Source organism: Acholeplasma equirhinis (genome assembly GCF_017052655.1).
GTDB lineage: Bacteria > Bacillota_I > Bacilli_A > Acholeplasmatales > Acholeplasmataceae > Acholeplasma > Acholeplasma equirhinis.
Window position 1 is genome coordinate 67,388 of record NZ_JAFIDC010000001.1, and the last position, 19,257, is coordinate 86,644.

20 protein-coding genes and 1 riboswitch are annotated in these 19,257 nt (G+C 30.5%); of the genes, 12 read left to right on the top strand and 8 right to left on the bottom strand.

Translation table 11 applies throughout. The features are described 5' to 3' along the window. Positions 1-40: 40 nt before the first annotated feature. A complete protein-coding gene (locus JV173_RS00270) occupies positions 41-2,725 on the top strand; it encodes a reverse transcriptase domain-containing protein (RefSeq protein ID WP_205734288.1) in 2,685 nt (894 codons plus the stop codon). Positions 2,726-2,780: 55 nt separating this feature from the next. Here JV173_RS00270 and JV173_RS00275 read toward each other — a convergent pair whose 3' ends face one another. Together JV173_RS00275 and JV173_RS00280 are read right to left on the bottom strand one after the other, a co-directional pair. Further along, entirely contained in the window at positions 2,781-3,665 is an 885-nt protein-coding gene (locus JV173_RS00275) for a GNAT family N-acetyltransferase (RefSeq protein ID WP_205734289.1), read from the bottom strand. Beyond that, the gene (locus JV173_RS00280) at positions 3,652-4,128 is read right to left on the bottom strand and encodes a methylated-DNA--[protein]-cysteine S-methyltransferase (RefSeq protein ID WP_205734290.1); all 477 of its coding nucleotides are present in this window, start codon (positions 4,126-4,128) and stop codon (positions 3,652-3,654) included. Before JV173_RS00280 ends, JV173_RS00275 begins: the two co-directional genes overlap by 14 nt. Before the next feature lie 93 nt (positions 4,129-4,221). On the opposite strand from JV173_RS00280, the gene JV173_RS00285 reads away from it, so the two are divergent. The 11 genes from JV173_RS00285 (at position 4,222) to JV173_RS00335 (ending at position 13,622) form a co-directional block, all read left to right on the top strand. Next, a complete protein-coding gene (locus tag JV173_RS00285) occupies positions 4,222-5,136 on the top strand; it encodes a metal ABC transporter substrate-binding protein (protein WP_205734291.1) in 915 nt (304 codons plus the stop codon). Beyond that, the gene (locus JV173_RS00290; RefSeq protein ID WP_205734292.1) at positions 5,129-5,812 is read left to right on the top strand and encodes a metal ABC transporter ATP-binding protein; all 684 of its coding nucleotides are present in this window, start codon (positions 5,129-5,131) and stop codon (positions 5,810-5,812) included. The genes JV173_RS00285 and JV173_RS00290 overlap by 8 nt, the downstream gene beginning before the upstream one ends. Next, a complete protein-coding gene (locus tag JV173_RS00295) occupies positions 5,805-6,623 on the top strand; it encodes a metal ABC transporter permease (protein ID WP_205734293.1) in 819 nt (272 codons plus the stop codon). The genes JV173_RS00290 and JV173_RS00295 overlap by 8 nt, the downstream gene beginning before the upstream one ends. Beyond that, entirely contained in the window at positions 6,616-6,993 is a 378-nt protein-coding gene (locus JV173_RS00300; RefSeq protein WP_205734294.1) for a Fur family transcriptional regulator, read from the top strand. Before JV173_RS00295 ends, JV173_RS00300 begins: the two co-directional genes overlap by 8 nt. 52 nt (positions 6,994-7,045) lie before the next feature. Further along, positions 7,046-7,148: riboswitch (purine riboswitch) on the top strand. A gap of 90 nt (positions 7,149-7,238) precedes the next feature. After that, positions 7,239-8,237 carry a phosphate/phosphite/phosphonate ABC transporter substrate-binding protein gene (gene phnD, locus JV173_RS00305; protein ID WP_205734295.1) on the top strand — a complete coding sequence of 333 codons (999 nt, stop codon included), beginning with the start codon at positions 7,239-7,241 and terminating at the stop codon, positions 8,235-8,237. Positions 8,238-8,271: 34 nt separating this feature from the next. Next, positions 8,272-9,054, top strand: a complete 783-nt coding sequence (phnC, locus tag JV173_RS00310; protein ID WP_205734296.1) for a phosphonate ABC transporter ATP-binding protein — start codon at positions 8,272-8,274, stop codon at positions 9,052-9,054. Next, on the top strand, positions 9,051-9,872 hold the full coding sequence (phnE, locus tag JV173_RS00315; RefSeq protein WP_205734297.1) for a phosphonate ABC transporter, permease protein PhnE: 822 nt from the start codon (positions 9,051-9,053) through the stop codon (positions 9,870-9,872). The genes phnC and phnE (JV173_RS00315) overlap by 4 nt, the downstream gene beginning before the upstream one ends. After that, entirely contained in the window at positions 9,869-10,696 is an 828-nt protein-coding gene (gene phnE, locus JV173_RS00320) for a phosphonate ABC transporter, permease protein PhnE (protein WP_205734298.1), read from the top strand. Before phnE (JV173_RS00315) ends, phnE (JV173_RS00320) begins: the two co-directional genes overlap by 4 nt. A gap of 81 nt (positions 10,697-10,777) precedes the next feature. Then, positions 10,778-11,782: an oxidoreductase gene (locus JV173_RS00325; RefSeq protein WP_205734299.1), complete on the top strand. Its 1,005-nt coding sequence runs from the start codon at positions 10,778-10,780 to the stop codon at positions 11,780-11,782. Between the two features lie 103 nt (positions 11,783-11,885). After that, on the top strand, positions 11,886-12,980 hold the full coding sequence (gene ald, locus JV173_RS00330; protein ID WP_205734300.1) for an alanine dehydrogenase: 1,095 nt from the start codon (positions 11,886-11,888) through the stop codon (positions 12,978-12,980). Positions 12,981-13,046: 66 nt separating this feature from the next. Continuing rightward, the gene (locus JV173_RS00335; RefSeq protein WP_205734301.1) at positions 13,047-13,622 is read left to right on the top strand and encodes a PD-(D/E)XK nuclease family protein; all 576 of its coding nucleotides are present in this window, start codon (positions 13,047-13,049) and stop codon (positions 13,620-13,622) included. A gap of 17 nt (positions 13,623-13,639) precedes the next feature. Here the strand turns inward: JV173_RS00335 and JV173_RS00340 are convergent, their stop codons facing one another. From JV173_RS00340 to gdhA, 6 genes are all read right to left on the bottom strand, one after another. Continuing rightward, on the bottom strand, positions 13,640-15,079 hold the full coding sequence (locus tag JV173_RS00340; RefSeq protein WP_205734302.1) for an O-antigen ligase family protein: 1,440 nt from the start codon (positions 15,077-15,079) through the stop codon (positions 13,640-13,642). Between the two features lies 1 nt (position 15,080). Next, positions 15,081-16,484 (bottom strand): O-antigen ligase family protein, encoded by a 1,404-nt coding sequence (locus tag JV173_RS00345; RefSeq protein WP_205734303.1) that lies wholly within the window; start codon positions 16,482-16,484, stop codon positions 15,081-15,083. A 96-nt stretch (positions 16,485-16,580) separates the two neighbouring features. Continuing rightward, a complete protein-coding gene (locus tag JV173_RS00350) occupies positions 16,581-16,976 on the bottom strand; it encodes a protein-export chaperone SecB (RefSeq protein WP_205734304.1) in 396 nt (131 codons plus the stop codon). Next, on the bottom strand, positions 16,927-17,412 hold the full coding sequence (locus JV173_RS00355) for a helix-turn-helix domain-containing protein (RefSeq protein WP_205734305.1): 486 nt from the start codon (positions 17,410-17,412) through the stop codon (positions 16,927-16,929). The genes JV173_RS00350 and JV173_RS00355 overlap by 50 nt, the downstream gene beginning before the upstream one ends. After that, the gene (locus JV173_RS00360) at positions 17,409-17,771 is read right to left on the bottom strand and encodes a type II toxin-antitoxin system RelE/ParE family toxin (RefSeq protein ID WP_205734306.1); all 363 of its coding nucleotides are present in this window, start codon (positions 17,769-17,771) and stop codon (positions 17,409-17,411) included. The genes JV173_RS00355 and JV173_RS00360 overlap by 4 nt, the downstream gene beginning before the upstream one ends. A gap of 140 nt (positions 17,772-17,911) precedes the next feature. Beyond that, positions 17,912-19,246, bottom strand: coding sequence for an NADP-specific glutamate dehydrogenase (gdhA, locus tag JV173_RS00365; RefSeq protein ID WP_240452989.1), 1,335 nt, complete (start codon positions 19,244-19,246; stop codon positions 17,912-17,914). Between the last annotated feature and the right edge of the window lie 11 nt (positions 19,247-19,257).

Here is a 19,257-nt window from a genome sequence, read left to right on the forward strand (position 1 = left end):
ATTAATGAATTTTCACCTAAATATATAAAGGGGATTTAAGATGAAAAATAATATCAATAATATTGTAATGAGTGCATACAATAAATTTAAATTTAGAGTTTACTATGATAACAACTTGACCTTGTATAAAAAACAGTTAATAGAATTTGAAAGTAAAAATCTAAACAGTAAATTAGAAAAACTTTCCAAATTTTATGAAAATGATTTGCAAGATGACAATTATCAAACGTATTTAATGGATCGAATCAACTTTTTCCCGTTTTATAAAAAGATTGATGAAAAAAATAATTTAGAACTAAATTACATGATTAATGCTCCTATTGAAATTCATATATTAGATACCATTTGGACGATATTAATTTCAAAAAAATTACCATTTCATTCAAACAAATCCTTAACCTATGCGAATAGAATAGATGTGAATAGGTTATTTAAATCTAAGAAAACAAAAGAAATAGATTGGGAAAGTAATTATTTGTTTGAACCTTATTCAAATGGATATAATCTATGGGTAGATAATACAGTTAATGAAATTAAAGATTCATTAACTAAGAAAAGCCAAATAACGTTAATAACTGCTGATTTTAAGAGATATTTTTATAATGTGATTAATCCGTTTGACTGTTTAAATGAAATAATAAAAAAAAGTGATTCAAAAATAAAAGCAATAACAACTTTTCTCAATAAGTTGTATACCACGTATACTAAATCAGTAGATTTAATAACCAATAACATAGTGCACAGTGATCAAATTCTACCAATTGGGTTATCATCATCAAAAATATTATCAAATCTATATTTAGATTCATTTGATCGTCATATTAAAGCTCAACCAAATGTATTATTCTACGGAAGGTATGTTGATGATGTGATGGTTATTTTTGATGGAAATGTAAATGAAAGTGAGTACATGAGGGCCGTTAAATCATTTATCGCTGAAAACAATATGATAATTGAATTAAACACAGAAAAAACTAAATCTTTCATATATGACCAAAGTAACTATGCAATTGAGATGAAAAAATTTAAGTTGTTTTTGGAAGAAAAAAACAACAATGGCTATTATGGACAAGACTCTGAAGAAGATCAATCCTTTAGAATGTATATAAGATTTGAGAAAAAAAGATTATCAAATGATTATTCTGAATACTCAAAAATAAAGGAGATTCATTTAAAAAACTTACCCTTATCAACAAGTTTGATTTATATGAATTATATCTTTAATGATGTTGTCTATGATAACATTACAATTAATCAAATCTATTTAAAGATAAAATCATATTTGATGGATACAAGTATAACGAAAAGTACTTTATGGAAGGAGATTTTTCAATGGCTTCATATCTATGGGGACAATGAAAAATTTAATGAAATAAGTAATTTAATTGATCAACTGATCAAATCAAGATATGCATTATCACTTGTAAATGTAAGAACCAAGAAAATTCGTCTTGTTAAGTCGAAACTTTCAAAGTCCTACCAAGAAATCAAATTAATTTCGATTGCATATTCAGAATTCAAAATAAATGGAAACACAACTATAAGTAAAGTAAGGGAAAATTTAATTAAATGCAAATTATTTAGACGAAAAAATCTCATTGAAGATTTAATTAAAAATTTTGATAATCTAAACGAATTTGATTTGAATAAAAATCTAACGGATTATTATAAAAATAATTTAAGTTTTGTCCATTTAAGTGATCTTATGCTCTATGATCAATTAGTTAATATCTTCACTGGAAGATTAAAGCCTTTGAAAGATACAATCAATGATTACAAAAAAGTAAATAAAAAATATGATGATGAACAAATCCTTATAGAGACAAGTGAAAGTAATGGTTATCAGTATACTCAGATTAAAACTAATGTAAGTGAAAAAAATCAAAATTTTGTAGTTGGTCAACCACATATAAAAATTCCATATGAAGAATCAGAGATATTAAAAAATTTTGATTTTAAACCTACTTTTGATGAGACTGTTAAATTTATTGAGTGGTTTATTATGGCAAAACATGACGATGCAAAACTTATTGTATTTCCAGAATTGTATGTATATCGAAATTGGATAAATATTTTGATTCAATTATCTAGATTATTGCAAATCAATGTTACATTTGGACTTCAACCAACTATAGTTTCAAATCAATACTTCAACATTTTGATTTCAACATATTCATATGTAGATGGTAAAAAACATAGAAATTTATTTGTTACCGCAAGACAAAAAAACACATATGCTTATCGTGAAAAAGAGTGGTGTAAGTCTCAAGGTATTATCTGTAAAGATCCTAGTAAAACAACTAACTTTATAGTTAAAAATAAGTCAGTATGGTTTGCTGATTATGTTTGTTTTGAAGTGACTGATATTTGGATGAGATCATTGTTTAAAAATTTAGCTGATTTAATTGTTATACCAATGTTAAATCATGATACTCGTTACTTTGATAACATTATCCAATCTTTAAGTCGTGATTTATCATGTATAGTAATTACATCTAATTCTGCTTCATGGGGAAATTCAAGTATCATCTTACCTAAATCTTCAAATATGAACGTTTTAACTGAGTTTAAAGGTGGTAAAAATTATTTTGTTACCAGTGCAATTCCAATCTATGAATTAATAAAGTATAACTCAAATCCGGGATTATATAATGGTACAGATGGAAAAATGTTCAAACTACACTCAGCAAATTATAAACAGAAAAAATACATGATAAAAGCTTAGTAATTAATAACGTGGTGTAGGTTCTTATTACTGAGTTTATCAAACATCTAATTAATTACCTCACAAGTTTCAATGTAGAGAATGAATGCATGATTTTAAATCCTGCATCCATATATATGTTTCTTGCAGGATTTGTTCTTCCTGTAAAGAGTGTCATATATTCTGCACCCATATTTTTTAAACTATCACATAGGATTTGGAATAAGGCTTTTCCTAATCCCAACCCTCTATGTTCTTGGTTTAATTCAATACCATAAAAGATACCACGCTTATCACTTGCTAAATGCATTGGTCCTGCAAAACCAATTGCTTTTCCTTGGTAAAGTGCCGTAACAATTGGATAAGGTGTTTCTCTTTTTATATTGTTTAAAATCGCTTCACTAAAGCCACGAGACCCTAAACCTTCTGCAAATTCTTTTAATCCATAATGTTTTTTATCATCATAGATAGTGACTTCATATCCACTTGATTTAATTGCATCTAGGTTTGATTTGAGAGAAGACTTTAATTCGAATTGATAAAGATTGATAAAGTATGTATCTTCAATCGAATGTTCTGAGAATCCAAAATCTAAATAAGCTTTATGTAGTGGTGAACCTATCAGTTCACCTTGATAATTCGGATGAATATGTTTATCATCTACATACCAAGGTACACCAAACTTATGGAAGAAGTGTACCCAAATTGTTTGACTGGTATTTTCAATCAGTTTTTTTAATAATGTCTTTTGGTATTCAATCTTTCCTAAGATCATTTGTATATAAATACCTTTTTCATTATCATCACTATAAATTAATAAACCTTTAATTGAATCATTCTCTGTTTCAATTAAATATTTTTGATTAGATACCATACGTACAAAATCTGCTTCACTTTGTAGTACGTATCTAGTATCTTTAATTGCTTCTTTATAAAAACTATAGAACTTATCTATGTGCATGTTTGTCTTGCTCTCTTTCATAGTTTAATAGATATGCTTTTAATTTAGGATCAGATGAGAATCCACCAATAGAACCATCTTTCTTAATGATTCTATGACATGGAATAAATAACATGACAGGATTACTGCCAACTGCATTTCCAACAGCTTGAACTGCTTTAGGATTATTGATACTTTCTGCAATATCTTGATAACTTGCAGTTTCACCAGGAAGTATATCCATTAAAGCACACCAAACTGCCATTTGGAATTTAGTACCTTTAATATCCAGTGGGATATCATTCGTGATTTCACCTTTAAAGAAACTATCAAGATAAGTAACATAAGGTTTCATCTTTTCTTCATTATGTTCTAGCTTTGATAGATCATCATTTTCATATAAATGAAGAGAAGATAAACCTTCGTCTGTTGCTTTTAAGATGAAGGTCCAGTCTAAATGTTTGTAGAATGTGTAATATTTCATTTTTAGCCCCCTAAAATTTTTGCAAACGATTTGCAAAACTTACTTTTAATGCTATAATCTATTTGCAAATGATTCGCAAATGAGGTTTTACTTATGAAAAAAATTATATCATCTATTTTTATTTTACTATCAATCTTTATTTTTACCGCATGTAGTGAAGTAGAAAGATACGATATTCTAACAACGAATTTCATAACCTATGATGCTGTGCGTTCAATTGTTGGTGATAGTTTGAAGGTAGGTATCTTAACAAATGTAAACCAAGACTATCACGAATATGAACCAACATCCAAAGAACTTTTAACAATTAAACAAACAAACGTCTTTGTCTTATTAGGTTTTGAATATGAAACATGGCTAGGTAATGAAGAGACAATTCAAACCTATTTAAACAGCGAGGCAGTTTATTTTAATTTAAGTGAAATGGTTGATACAGAACATGATCATCATGATGATGACACACATGACCATCACGAAGGTGAACACTTCTGGACGAATCCAATGCTTTATGTAGAAGTCATCAAACATTTAAATGAAGCATTAAGTGAAATATTTTTAGAGTTTGAATCATCATTTCTTACAAATAGTTTAGGATATACAAGTGAATTAGAAGAAGTTAGCAACAACTTTAAAACATATCTTTCTAATCTTTTAGAACCTACAATTTATTTTGTTGGTCATAATGCACTTCAAGGCTTTTCAGAATATTTTGAAATAGAAATCAATCCACTTGAAAATAAAACGAATCCACATAGTGATCCAACCAGTGAAGATGTCATTTTATTTATTTCAAAACTTAAAGAAAACAATATTAAAATTGTTTTTACGGAAGAATTTGTTGATCAAAGCTATCTAAACTTTATTAAACAAGAAATATCAGATATTGAGTTTTTAGAATTACATGGTTACCATAAACTCACACTTGAAGATTTTAATCAAGGTATCACATATTTAGATTTACTGAAAAGAAATATAGAAAATATAAAAGAGGTCTATCGATATGAATGATCCAGTGATTACATATGAAAATGTATCTATTCTTTATGGCACACATGAAGTCATAAAAGATATTTCATTTACAGTTAAAAGAAATGATTTTCTAAATATTGTTGGACCTAATGGTGCAGGTAAAACAACTTTAATTAAATCTTTAATCGATGAAATTAAAGTTGATAATGGAAAAAAACATATGGCATGTCAAAGAATTGGTTATGTACCACAAAGACAAGATATTAAAAGACATTTTCCATTATCCGTTAAAGAGTTTTTATATACCGGATTTGAGAGTCAAAAACTCATTATTTCTAAAGCAGATGAAGACTTAATGAAAAACTGGTTAGAAAGAATGAATCTTGATAAAGATTTGATTCATAAAAAGATGAATCACTTATCCGGTGGTGAGCTTCAAAGAGTACACTTTATTAGAGCTTTAGTTGCTAAGCCAGATTTATTAATTCTAGATGAACCTGCATCTGCACTTGATCCTAATTTTAGAGAGAAGTTTTATGACATCTTAAAAGAAATTAGAAAAGAAGAGCAGTTAACAATTATTCATATTACGCATGACTTAACAGATGTCATCTTAAAAGATAGTTTAGTCATGTATATTGATAGAGAGATCAAATACTATGGAAGTTATGAAAACTTCCATGAATTTGAACATGAGGGACATCACCATGGATAATTTCTTAATGTTACTCGATGTACTTAAAAACGGTATAATCATCTGTATCTTATTAGGACTGACTGCAAGTATGCTTTCACCATTTATTGTATTAAATGAACAAAGTTTAATTGCAGATGGCCTGTCACATGTATCATTTACTGCACTAGCAATAGGATTATTCTTTTTTGAAGATCCATATTATCTTGCAATACCTATTGCAGCAGTTGCGAGTATCTTAGTTAAGTGGATTTCAACCAAAACTAAAATTCAAGGTGATGCAGCACTTGGTATGGTTTCAAGTTTCGGGTTTGCGATTGGTTTAATTGTGATTAGATATTCAAATTCAAATATTGATTTAGAAAGTTTAATTTCTGGTAACCTTTGGTTACGTACTACAAGTGATGTTTATTTATCACTTACAGTCTTCTTACTCGTAGGTATCTTTATTTTAGTGTTCTACCGTAAGATGGTATCTTTAACTTATGACTTTGGTTTTGCAAGATTAACTGGTATTAAAGCTAATTTACTCTCTTATGCATTTGCAGTGCTAACCTCACTCTTTGTTGTAGTTGGTGTAAGAAGTATTGGTGTCTTACTGATTTCAAGTTTATTAATCTTCCCAGTTGTTACATCGAATATCTTAGCTAAGAACTTTAAGAGTTTAATTTTATTAGGTATTTTAATTTCAGTTGTCGTTGTCTTATTTGGAATCACTTTTGCACATATCTTAAATGTACCTGCAGGTAGTATGATTGTGATTTCATATGTCATATTATTTATGATCATTAGTTTAATTAAAAAATTAACAAGGGGGCATATTTATGACTAAGCTCACCCAAAAAAGAGAACTTATCTATAATATTTTAAAAAGTGTCGATGCACCAAAAAGTGCAGAAGAAATTCTAGCACTAGTTGGTAGTGATTTAAATCTATCAACTGTTTATCGTGCACTTGATAAGTTTTATCAACAAGGTATTGTTTCAAAAAACTATTTAAACAATACCGCATACTACTTCATAAACGAACATGAACATCATCATTTTATGATTTGTGAAGTATGTAAGGAAAAGTTTGAAATGGACTGTCATATTGATGAAATGATCCATGATATAGAAGCCAAATATGGCTTCGTAGTCGCAAGACATGATTTAAACTTCTATGGTATCTGCAAAAATTGTAAAATTCAAGAAAATTCATGAAAGCATTTTCTTAAATAATATTGCTTGATATCTATTGTTTGCATATCTATAATAAGGGTAGTATCAAATGTAATGTATAATCAACCAGATGTTCGGTGGTTAAGTCTCTACCTGGGTGCCGTAATACCTAGACTACATTCGTTTATATCCAATTTTTTCAGATGAATGTATTTTGACTTTAAACCACGAGCAATCTCGTGGTTTCTTTATTTTTTGATACAAAAAAACCTTTAGAGGAGAGAAAAATGAAGAAAATCGTTTTATTGTTAGTGGCTGTACTTGCTACAGTATTGCTTGTTGCATGTGGCGAAGCATCTGTCGATCCAGATGAAATCGTAGTTGCTTTCGTACCATCAAACTCAGCATCAGCAGTTATCACACGTGCAACAGAACTTGAAGAATTACTAGAAGAACGTGTTCCTGGTAAAAGCTTTAAGGTTATTCTTGGTACTGACTACGATGCAGTCGTAGAAGGTATGCTTGCAGGAACAATTCATGTAGGTTTCTTAACCGGCCAACAATACGCTGGTGTATCTGTTGAGTATCCTGGTAAAGTTGAAGTTGTCTTAACTTCAGTTCGTAAAGGATTTGCAGCACAATTTGATGCAAATGGTAATTTAGTATCTCAACAACAACTCTTAGAAAATATGGCAGCTGAAAACTACACTGGTCAATTATCTGATCGTGATATAACATTCTATCACTCAATCTTAATCGTTAGAAAAGACAGTGGTATTAATACATTAGAAGATTTAAAAGGTAAAACAGTTGGTACACAAGCGACATCTTCAGGTTCAGGTTTCGTATATCCTGCAGTTTTATTACACCAAAATGGTATGAAGTTTGTTTCAGGTGATCCTGATTCAACTAAGGGTGAAGTTAAATACCAAACAATTAATGGTCACCCAAGTGCTGCAATCGCAGTATTCAATAAAGACGTTGACGCTGCATTCACATTCATGGATGCAAGATCAAATGTCGTTGCTGAATATCCTGATATCTTTGCAGAAACAAAAGTTATTGCTTTAACTCCAGGTGTATATAACGATACAATCTCAGTTGTTTCAAATCTTAAAGCTGAATTAAAGACTGCGATTCAAGAAGCATTCTTAGACATTATTGGAACTGAACAAGGCTTATCAATTCTATCTGTTTATTCTCATACTGGTTACCTAAAATCTAAAGATGAAGATTATGCAGGTGAAAGAGAAGTTTATATCTTTAAACGCGACAATTTAAGCTAATTAAATAAATTAAAATTTTCGGAGGTAACTAGAAATGATCAAATTTGTCAACGTAGAAAAAACTTACCCTAATGGTTTTCAAGCTTTAAAGGATATTAACCTTGAGATCCATGAAGGTGAATTCGTGGCAATCATTGGTCTATCTGGTGCAGGAAAATCTACTTTATTAAGAACGATTAATAAAATACATCCAATTACTGGTGGGACGCTCTACGTCGATAACGTAGACGTCTCCACCATTCAAGGTAAAGAATTACGTTATTTTAGACGTAATATTGGGATGATTTTCCAATCGTTTAACTTAGTAAAGCGAATGAGTGTATTTAAGAATGTTTTATCAGGTAGAGTGGCTTATCACTCTACCTTTAAAACAATGTTTGGACTCTTTCCTAAAAAAGATCAATTATTAGCATTAGAAGCACTAGATAAAATGGGGATTCTTGATAAAGCGTTTGAAAGAGCAGATCGCCTTTCTGGTGGACAAATGCAAAGAGTTGCACTTGCACGTGCACTTGCTCAAGAACCTAAGCTCATCTTAGCAGATGAACCTGTAGCATCACTAGACCCTATTACAACCCTTTCTGTGATGGATGACTTCTTAAGAATTAATAAAGAATTTGGCATTACCATTATTACCAATATGCACCATGTTGACCTAGCTTTAAAATATGCAACAAGAGTGATTGGTATTAAAGAAGGTAGAATTGTCTTTGATGGTAAATCAGAAGAAGTCACAGAACAAGTGTTAGAACAGGTATATGGTAGAAAACTCACCAAGGATGAAGTCTTAGATGCCGCTGAGGTGGTTTTATCATGACAAAATTTGTCCTATCAAACGGTAAAGTTGTTAAGAAACCATTTAACTATGTATGGATCTACGCTTTAGTCGTTTTAGGTCTTTTTATCTATGCGTTAACTTGGACACCGATTTCAATTACACATCTGAATGTTGATGGATTTGTTCGCATGATGACTCAACTCTTTACACCACAAAATGGTAGAAATTGGGGAGACTATTTCATGTATGTATTTGAAATATGGGAACCTTTTATGGAAACAGTTAGAACTTCTTTTGCAGGTACATTCATTGGTGCTGTGTTTGCTATTCCATTTGCACTGATATGTGCAAATAATCTTATTAAGATAAGATGGGTGAATGAAGTCACTAAATTCTTTTTAAGTTTAGTTAGAACAATGCCGATTGCAATCATTGCGGTACTTGTGGCAGCATTCATTGGTTTCGGTAATACAGCAGGTACCATTGCTGTATCTATATTCTCATTTGGTATTCTTTCTAAAATGCTTTATGAATCTTTAGAAACAATTGATATGACACCACTTGAAGCACTGGATGCAACCGGTGCTAGAACACTTCAAAAGATTCATACATCGGTTGTACCACAAGTTAAACCAGTATTTATTTCATATTTCATTTATGTCTTTGAAATTAATATTAGAGCATCAATTATTCTTGCATATGTTGGTGCTGGTGGTATTGGTTTAATTCTAAAAGAAAACTTAGGTCCACTGGTATGGTATAACCGTGATAGAGCAGGTTTAATCATTATTTTAATTACGGTTGTTGTTTTAATCCTTAACTATTCTTCTAATGCGATTAGGAGGAAGTTACAATGACCGATATAAACTTAACCTTAAAGGAAACATTAAAACAAAAGCCAAAGACATGGATCTTCAATTGGATTATTACTTTAATACTTGGTTTATTCTTAGTTTATTCAATATCTGATTCATCGATTAACTGGTTTGCTGTTGGGAATTTCATTACAGCTTTTCCAACAACCGTTTCAAGATTTTTAAATCCTGACTGGGATTGGATGTTTGGTTTAGAAGTCTTTAAATTCTCACAAAGTGTTGTTTTCTTTTCAATAGAGACTTTAGCGATTGCTTTTGTAGGAACCGTGATTGGTGCGATACTTGCCATTCCTATTGGTGTCCTTGCAAGTAAGAATATTACTGGTAATGTGACATCTAAAATCAGTGATTTTGGTCTGATTTTAATTCGTACATTCCCAGAGATTGTTTTAGCAATCATTTTAATTGGACTTGTAGGTCCTGGACCTTTTGCAGGTGCAGTAACAATTGGTGTGCACTCAATAGGTATGCTTGGTAAACTTTATAGTGAAGCAATTGAAAATATGGACCGTGGTCCAATTGAAGCATTAGATGCTGTTGGTGCATCAACTTTCCAAAAGTTAAGATATGCAGTTTTACCAAATGTCATGCCTGATTTCTTTTCAATTATTCTATATCGTTTTGATATTAATATTCGTTCAAGCTTTATCTTAGGGTTTGTCTTCGCAGGTGGACTTGGTGCACCAATATCTTATGCATCAAGTGAAAGAAACTGGGAAGGTATTTCAGTGATTGTTATTGCTGTTATGGTTATGGTTTTAACAATTGAATTTATTTCTACGGAATTAAGAAAGAAATTAATTTAATACATACTAAAGTAAATACACACCATATAATAGGTGTGTATTTTCTTATCATAGTATAATGAATTTATAAGGAGGTTCATCATGAAATTACTACAACCGATGACAATTAAAAACTACACATTTAAAAATAGAGTGGTTATGCCTCCAATGTGTATGTATAGTGTTGAAAAAGAAGATGGTATTGCAACACCATTTCATTTTGCACACTATGTTAATCGTGCAATTGGTGGTGTTGGTTATATTATTGTAGAATCAACTGCAGTCTTACCAAATGGACGTATATCAATGAATGATTTAGGCATTTGGAGTGATGATCAAATACCTGCATTAAAACGTATTGTTGATGAAGTAAAACCCTATGGTGCTAAAATTGGTATTCAAATCAATCATGCCGGTAGAAAAGCTAGAGTCAATGAAAGAATCGTATCAACAACTGATGAAAAGTTTCTAGATACTTACGATGAACCGGTTATTTTAACAGAAGCAGAAACTAAAAAAATCATTAATGCTTTTGGTATGGCTGCTAATCGTGCGAATCTTGCAGGATTTGATGCTTTAGAAATTCATGGTGCACATGGTTATCTTATTAATCAATTTTTATCACCTTTAACAAATAAATTAACGAATCAATACAGCGATGGCTTTAATTTTCTAACAGAAATCATTGCAGAAGTAAAAAAATACTGGCCAAAAGAAAAGATCTTACAAATTAGAATATCTGCATATGAATATAGTGAAGAAGGCCTAACACCATATGATTGGGCATCTTTAATCAATAACTTTAAAGATGACCTAGATTTAGTGAATGTTTCATCTGGTGGTAATATCCCTGCTAAAGTTAATGACTTTCCAGGATATCAATTAGATTATGCAAGAATCATTAAAGAAGAAACTAATCTACCTGTCATTGCTGGTGGTCAACTTGAAAGTCTAGTGTTTTCAAATGGACTTGCAGAAGAACATGATATTGATATGATTTATTTTGGAAGAAAGTTATTAAGAGATCCATACTTCCTATATGATTATGATAAAAGCTTAATTGCTAAACAATATGTCAGACTTGAACAACTTAAAAAAGCAGAATGAGATAGACTTAAGGTCTATCTTTTTTTATTGTAATAATCCACACATCAAAATTATTTTTTGTTAAACTAAAAAGTGGATACTAAAGAATTACGGGGATAAGTTAATGATCATAGGATGTGTAAAAGAGATCAAGTCAAATGAAAATAGGGTCGGTTTAACACCAGATTCAGTTTCAGCATATGTTAAAGCGGGTCACACAGTTTTAATAGAAAAAGGTGCAGGGCTTGGTTCAGGTTTTAAAGATAGTGATTATAAAAAACAGGGTGCTAAGTTAGTAGAAACAGCAGCAGATGTTTGGAAACAATCAGAGATGATCGTTAAGGTAAAAGAACCGATTAAAGTAGAATATAAATACTTTAGAAAAGGTTTAATTCTTTATACATATTTACATTTAGCAGCAGTTAAACCATTAGTTTTAGCACTTATAAAATCTGGTGTATCAGCATTCGCATATGAAACCATTAAAGATGAAACAGGATTACCTTGTCTAAAACCGATGAGTGAAGTTGCAGGTAAACTTTCTATTTTAGAAGGTGCTAGATTCTTATATAAGAATAATGGTGGAAATGGCTTACTGATCAGTGGTGTTACTGGCGTTAACCCTGCTAAAGTGACAATTATTGGTGGTGGTGTTGTCGGTCGCGCAGCGTTATCTAATGCCTATGGTCTTGGTGCTGATGTGACTTTACTTGATATCAATGAAGATACTTTAACAAAACTTAAGTCACAATATCCGAACATTAAAACATTTAAATCTAATGAAGAAAATCTAATTGAATCTTTAAAAGATGCGGATATTGTTGTATCAGGTGTCTTACTTCCTGGTGCAAAAGCACCTAAGCTTATTAAAAGAAGTTATTATAAACAAATGAAAAAAGGTGCTGTGATTGTTGATGTTGCTATTGACCAAGGTGGATCAACAGAAGTTTCTAAACCAACAACACATGCAGAACCTGTTTTTGTTGTGGATGGTATTATTCATTACTGTGTTGCCAATATGCCGGGTATCGTTCCAAAAACATCAACCATAGCACTTAATCATGCAACGCTTAAATTTGGATTAGAGCTTGCAAATAAAGGTGCAGAAAAAGCAATCAAAGAATCGGAAGCACTTAAAGCAGGTTTAAATATCTATCAAGGTAAGATTACTTATAAACAAGTTGCAGAAGCTTTTGATTTAGAATATACAACTTTATAAAACTAAAAAAGGTAAACAAGTTTTAAAAAGCGATGGTTACCTTTTAATCATCAATAAGGAGTTTCAATGGAAATAATCAATGGACATCAAGTAGAGTTTGATGAAATTAATCATATCTACTATGTAGATGGCAAAGAAGTACCATCTGTCAGTCAAATATGTAAACTAGATAATCCTTCAATGTATCAAGGTATTGATAAACAAGTTTTAAACATGGCTGCACAAAAAGGTGTCAATTTACATAAAATCATTGAAAACTATGAACAAAATGGAATTATTCAAAAAGGTAGTATCGAACTTCAAAACTATATTCAAATGAAAAAGAAATACCAAATCAATCAGAAACTTTCTGAACGCATGGTTCTGATTGAATTAGACGGAAAAGTTGTTTGTGCAGGTCGATTTGACTTACTGGGTGATATTGGAGGAATTCCTGCATTAATTGACTTTAAAAGAACCAGTGAACTACATACAAAGTATGTCAAACTACAACTTAATTTGTATGCATTAGGACTGATGCAAAGCTATGGTGAGATTGTAGAAAAACTGATGGTCATAAGACTGAGATATTTTGAGGTTGAAGTATTAGAATTTGAACTTGACTTTGATTACACAGTTGAAACTTTAAGAAAGTACATTTAAAAAAGAAGAGCAATCATTTAAGATTGCTCTTTTGTTTCTAAGTCTAAAGTTTCTTTAGGTTCTAGTTCTAATCCGACATATAAAACAATGAGTGTAAACATATGAAGCGGTGCATAATATGTATTATCCACTAAACCATGTACATGTGTAACAATTAAAACACCAGCAACAACTAATGTTTTAAAGCCCCATTTTTTAATAAATAACTTAACAAGTTCAAAATGGTGATAAATTAATGCTAGCAGTCCAACTAATCCCATTGTTGCTAGTGTATGTAAGATTGTATTGTGGTAACTTCTAAAACTATTGTTTTCCCAAACATCACTATACCAGCTCTTACCAAAGATCGGGGATTCTAAGAAATATTTAATCGCATCCGTCCAATCTTCTTCACGTCCATTTAAGAATGAATTGGTTTGCATAAACCCAATGAAGAAATCTAACATATAGATAAAGAGTGGGATTGCGATTAAAAGAAGTATTGAACCACCGATGATTAATTGTTTTTTATACTTCCTATAGTCGATTTTAACGTATTTAAAGATTGCATATAAGAAGATGAGTCCAAACGCTAAAACACCTAAATAAGCACCACGAGATGTGGTTAAAACGATAGTAACAAGTGATACCAACATTAATCCAAATTGTAATACTTTATGTAGTACTTTTTTATCTTTAAATAAGAAATACATATTAATTGGCAGTAACATTGCAAGTACACCACCAATGTTGTTACCTACACCCCAACCAACATTTAATCTGACATAGAAGCCATCGACTTCATAACCCCAACGTTCATCAATTGCCAGTTTCAAGATATCAATAAAAGAACCATAATCGAGATGATCTATATAATAAAAGATCATCATTGTAAATGTTTGAAGGATAACAACAATGGATAAATAAAGCATTGTTCTAAATATATATTCTAAGAAAGGTTTTTCATTTGTTATTCGGTAGAATAGATAAAGTGCTAAGTAGATTAAACCCATTGAAGAGATCATTAATATGGACATATCAAATGGTTTAGAATCCATTAAGTATCCAATAATAGATAAAAGATAAGCACCAGCAAGAATAGATAAACCTAATCCTAATTTTCCAAAATTAAATTCAATCTTAAATTTAATGAAGTGATAAATAAAGGCACCAATGAGAATTGCAATTACTACATATAAGATCCACATTTCATTTAAATTTTCCATACCCATATCTTGGTTAGATAACATAATGACTGCATGCGGAAGTAATGGGAATGTATATATGGTTTCTTTAAATAAAATAAGGATCATTGCCATAACTAAGACAAAGATACTAATTCCAATTAATTCTAGTACATCAAAATATGGCTTTGGACCAATTGAATCTATATTAATGAACCAAAATAAGAAGGTAAATATAGATACCGAAATTAAATAATATTTACTTTGTAGAAATTGTTCTAATTTTAATTTCATATTACGCCTCAACTAAATTATTGGTTTCAACTTCAATATTACTGAATACTGCAAATACAGAGTAAGTAATAATTGAATACATAAACATATATTGTGTATTATCAATTAAACCATGTAATTGAGTTAATAGATAAGAAATGAAGAATGCAGAGACTGCAATATTTTTAAAATTCTTTTTAAATAATTTACCGATTTCAAAGAAATGATAAATTAAAACTAAGATTCCAAAGATACCACCAGTTGCGAGTACATGGAAGAAAGTAGAATGATACATCGTAATACGATTATCAGTAGGTATTAACCAAAATTCTGTTGTAAGCCAACCACGACCAAAAAATGGGTATCGTAAGAATTCATTCCAAGCTGAATTTTCATGATCTATCCAAAGTGTTATTCTTCCTGTTAACATCGTATCTGGATTATCAAAATCAAGTGAATTAAAGAATGCATTCCAAACATCTTTAACAACTGGTGCAAGTAACCAAATTAATATTAAGACTAGAATGATTGCGATTGATAGATTTTTAAGTTGACGTTTATCATGTTTGAAAACAGTGTATAAGGCAATAATAATTGAAAGTAGGGAAATTGTAACAACCGACCCTCTAGCACCTGTTACAAAGATCCAAAATGCACTCCATCCTAAATATAGCCAAGGAAAAATGTTTTTAGGATATTTATGAAGGTAGTACATGACAACTGAAGTGGCAAGTACCATTAAAATCGTTAAATCATTAATATTTCCCCAACCCGGATCAAAATTATCAGGGAAAATATAAATAAAATCAGTAATGATATCATTACCTTCGTAATATGTGAATCCGTTTATCCATCCTGCAACAAGTTGAAAACTTAATAAGAGTCCCATCATACTAAGAATTCGCATTAAATACTTCGTCTCATTTTTACCAACCGTATTTGCATAGAAGAAGTATAATAGTCCATACATTAAACCAAGTGAAGAAAGTAATAAAGATACTTCATTTACTGGTGTATAGAACTGTGGAATGATGAAATAAGCTGCAACTAAAATCATAGAGATACCTAGTGATTTTAGTTTAACTTGAACTTTATATTTAATGAAATGTGTAATCATTCCAGCAACAATGATCAATAAACTGAGAAATACTAATGAACCTTCATGGATTGAATCTATATCAATTTGAGTTACACCAATTGAAAATAATGCACCAAATAGTATTGGGATTGAATAAACTGTATTCTTAAAGAAAAACAAAACAATAAAAAAAGGAATTGCTATTAGGCATAACAAACTATATAAAGTTACAGGTATTAATTCAGTTTCAGGAATATAAAAACGATATGACCATATCGTAAATGAAATTAATCCAACTAAAAATGGATAAATGTGCCCGCCTAAAAATGCTTCAATTTTTGTCTTCAAATTAAACCTCTTGTCGTGAAACTCCCTTTTTATATAGTGTAACACAAAGATAAATAAAAAAGGACCATGAGGTCCTAGTTTGATCATCTTGATGATTTATTTTGTCTTTGTAGCATCTATGAAAGTTCTTACATCGACAACAGGGAGGATAAGCGGTGGTAATAAAGCAGCAGTAGTTAAATTTGTAATTGCAGATCTAATGTAAGGAAACATCATTTGAATAGCACCAATGTTTAAATAGTTTGCAATTAGAGATTGATCCTCAACCTCTTCAAATTCAAATTTTGCATTAAAGGAAACATCCACATTAATCGGAAATGGATTTTCTCTAGTACTTTCAATTCGAACATTGACTTTCAATAAATATGCATTATCTGATTCTTTATAAATTTCTTTTTCATAAATAGGTTGAAAATTGAAGTTTTCACCTGAGATATGATTATCATGCAAGATAAGTTTGTCTGCTTGAATCAGTGTGGTACGTATTTTCATTGTTTACCTCCTTTGTAGAGATTTCAATATTCTTTGTATGTTTAATTTCATTTGATAATTTATTAATGAATATATTTCTAATATATTCGATGAAATGATCTTCGATATCGATTTTTAAATTGTCAAATTTTAACACGTTATAAATTTCTTGAGTATGATCAAGTAATTCTATTTTTAAATCTAAAGCAAAAGAAATCTTTACTAATGTATCAAGTTGTGGGCTGTTAGAAAAACTTTCAATTCTTGCAATTGCAGATTGTTTTAATCCTGTCATTTCTGCAAGTTGTTTTTGTGTAATACCTTTGGATTTTCTTACAGAGATAATCTTATCAATGATTTTCTTTTGAGACTCATATTGTTTTCTCCATATTTGAAGAGTTTCATTTTTGTCTTCAATTTGTTTGATAACATTTTCAATCTTGTAATCCTTTTTCATAGTTTTCCTTCCTTTACTAAACTAATTACTCTATTTTTAACACCATTAGCTCTATCTATTTCCGATGGAGGTGTTTTTGTCGATGTTTTCTTAAACCAAGTGAGTATCCACGCACGACCATATTTATCAACAGTAAATGTTATTCTAATACTATCAGGTCTTAACTCATACAAATCTTCATCTAGTTTTTTAAAAGATTCCGACTTAAATTCCTGATTCATAAGTAAACCGTGTTCTTTTAGTTTATCTATAAATATATTAACTTTGTTATATAATTTCTGATTACCACTACCAGATAAGTACTCCCATAAATTTTGAATATCGGAATCTTGTTCTGTAGGAAAGTATCCAACGACCATATGATCACCTACACATTATAACAAATTTGTTATATTATTCTATCAATATTATATACTATATTCAAGTAAATTTTATAAATTTGTAAATAAAACTATACTTTTTATGATTAAGTGAAAAAAATAGGAGAATTGATCTCCTATTAATATCCTTGTTCAAGCATTGCTAAGTATAATTTTTCAAATGCTTTAATGTTTGCACCTTTAACTAAATCATAAGGATTTCCAAATGCTTCAGCAGTTTCATAAATACCATCAAAGATGGATTTCATGATTTCTTTTAATCTTTGATCAACAACTTCAAATGGCCATTGGGTATGGGTTGCATTTTGGGTCATCTCAAGACCGGATACTGAAACACCACCTGCATTTGCTGCTTTACCTGGTACAAAGAGCACTTTATTTTCAATGAAGAAGTTGGTTGCATCTAATGTTGTTGGCATATTTGCACCTTCAAGGACAGCTAATACACCATTTTTATTTAAAGTTTTAGCAGCTTCTAAATCCAGTTCATTTTGAGTTGCACATGGTAGTGCAATATCTGCTTTTAACTTCCACAAATCTTTTGAATTGATAAAGTAGTTTGTATCAGGATATTTTTCTAAGTAATAAGATAATGGTAGTTTCTCATCTCGAATTCTTTTTACAAGTTCAATATCTAAACCATTCTCATCATGAATCACACCATCAATATTACTCATACCAACAACTTTTGCACCAAGTGAAGTTGCTTTTTCAGCTGCAGGTACTGAAACATTACCACAACCTGAAATTAAGATTGTTTTACCTGTAAGATCTGTGTGATAAAACTTCTTTAAAAGGTGTAATGTCATGTAGATAAGGCCAAATCCAGTTGCTTCAGGTCTAACATAACTACCGCCGTAGTTAACCCCTTTAGAAGTCAAGACTCCATTATGTCTATTCGTAATTCTTTTGTATATACCGAACATATAACCGATTTCTTTTATACCAACACCACTGTCAGCAGCAGGTACATCAAAATCTGGTCCTGAATATTTCATCAGTTCAATCATAAATGCTTCACAGAATCTTTTGATTTCTCTTTCGCTCTTACCCTTCGGGTTAAAGTCAGAACCACCTTTTGAACCACCCATCGGAATACCGGTTAAAGCATTTTTTAATGTTTGTTCAAAAGCTAGAAATTTAAAGATGGATTCATTTACATTGGGATTAAATCTGAGTCCTCCTTTATAAGGACCCAGTGCTTGATTAAATTGTACTTTATATCCACGATTGACTTGAAGATTACCTAAATCATCTTCCCATACAACTTTAAATGAAGCAGAAGTATCTGGTTCTAACATACGTCTAACAACATCTGTTTCGACAATATTTGGATTTTGATTGATATAATCAGAAATCGAGTTTAAAAATTCTAAAACTGCTTGTAGGAACTCAGGTTGTGTTGGATATTTTTGTTCAAGTTCACTATATAGCATTGAAAGATATTGATTCAAGATTTTGATCC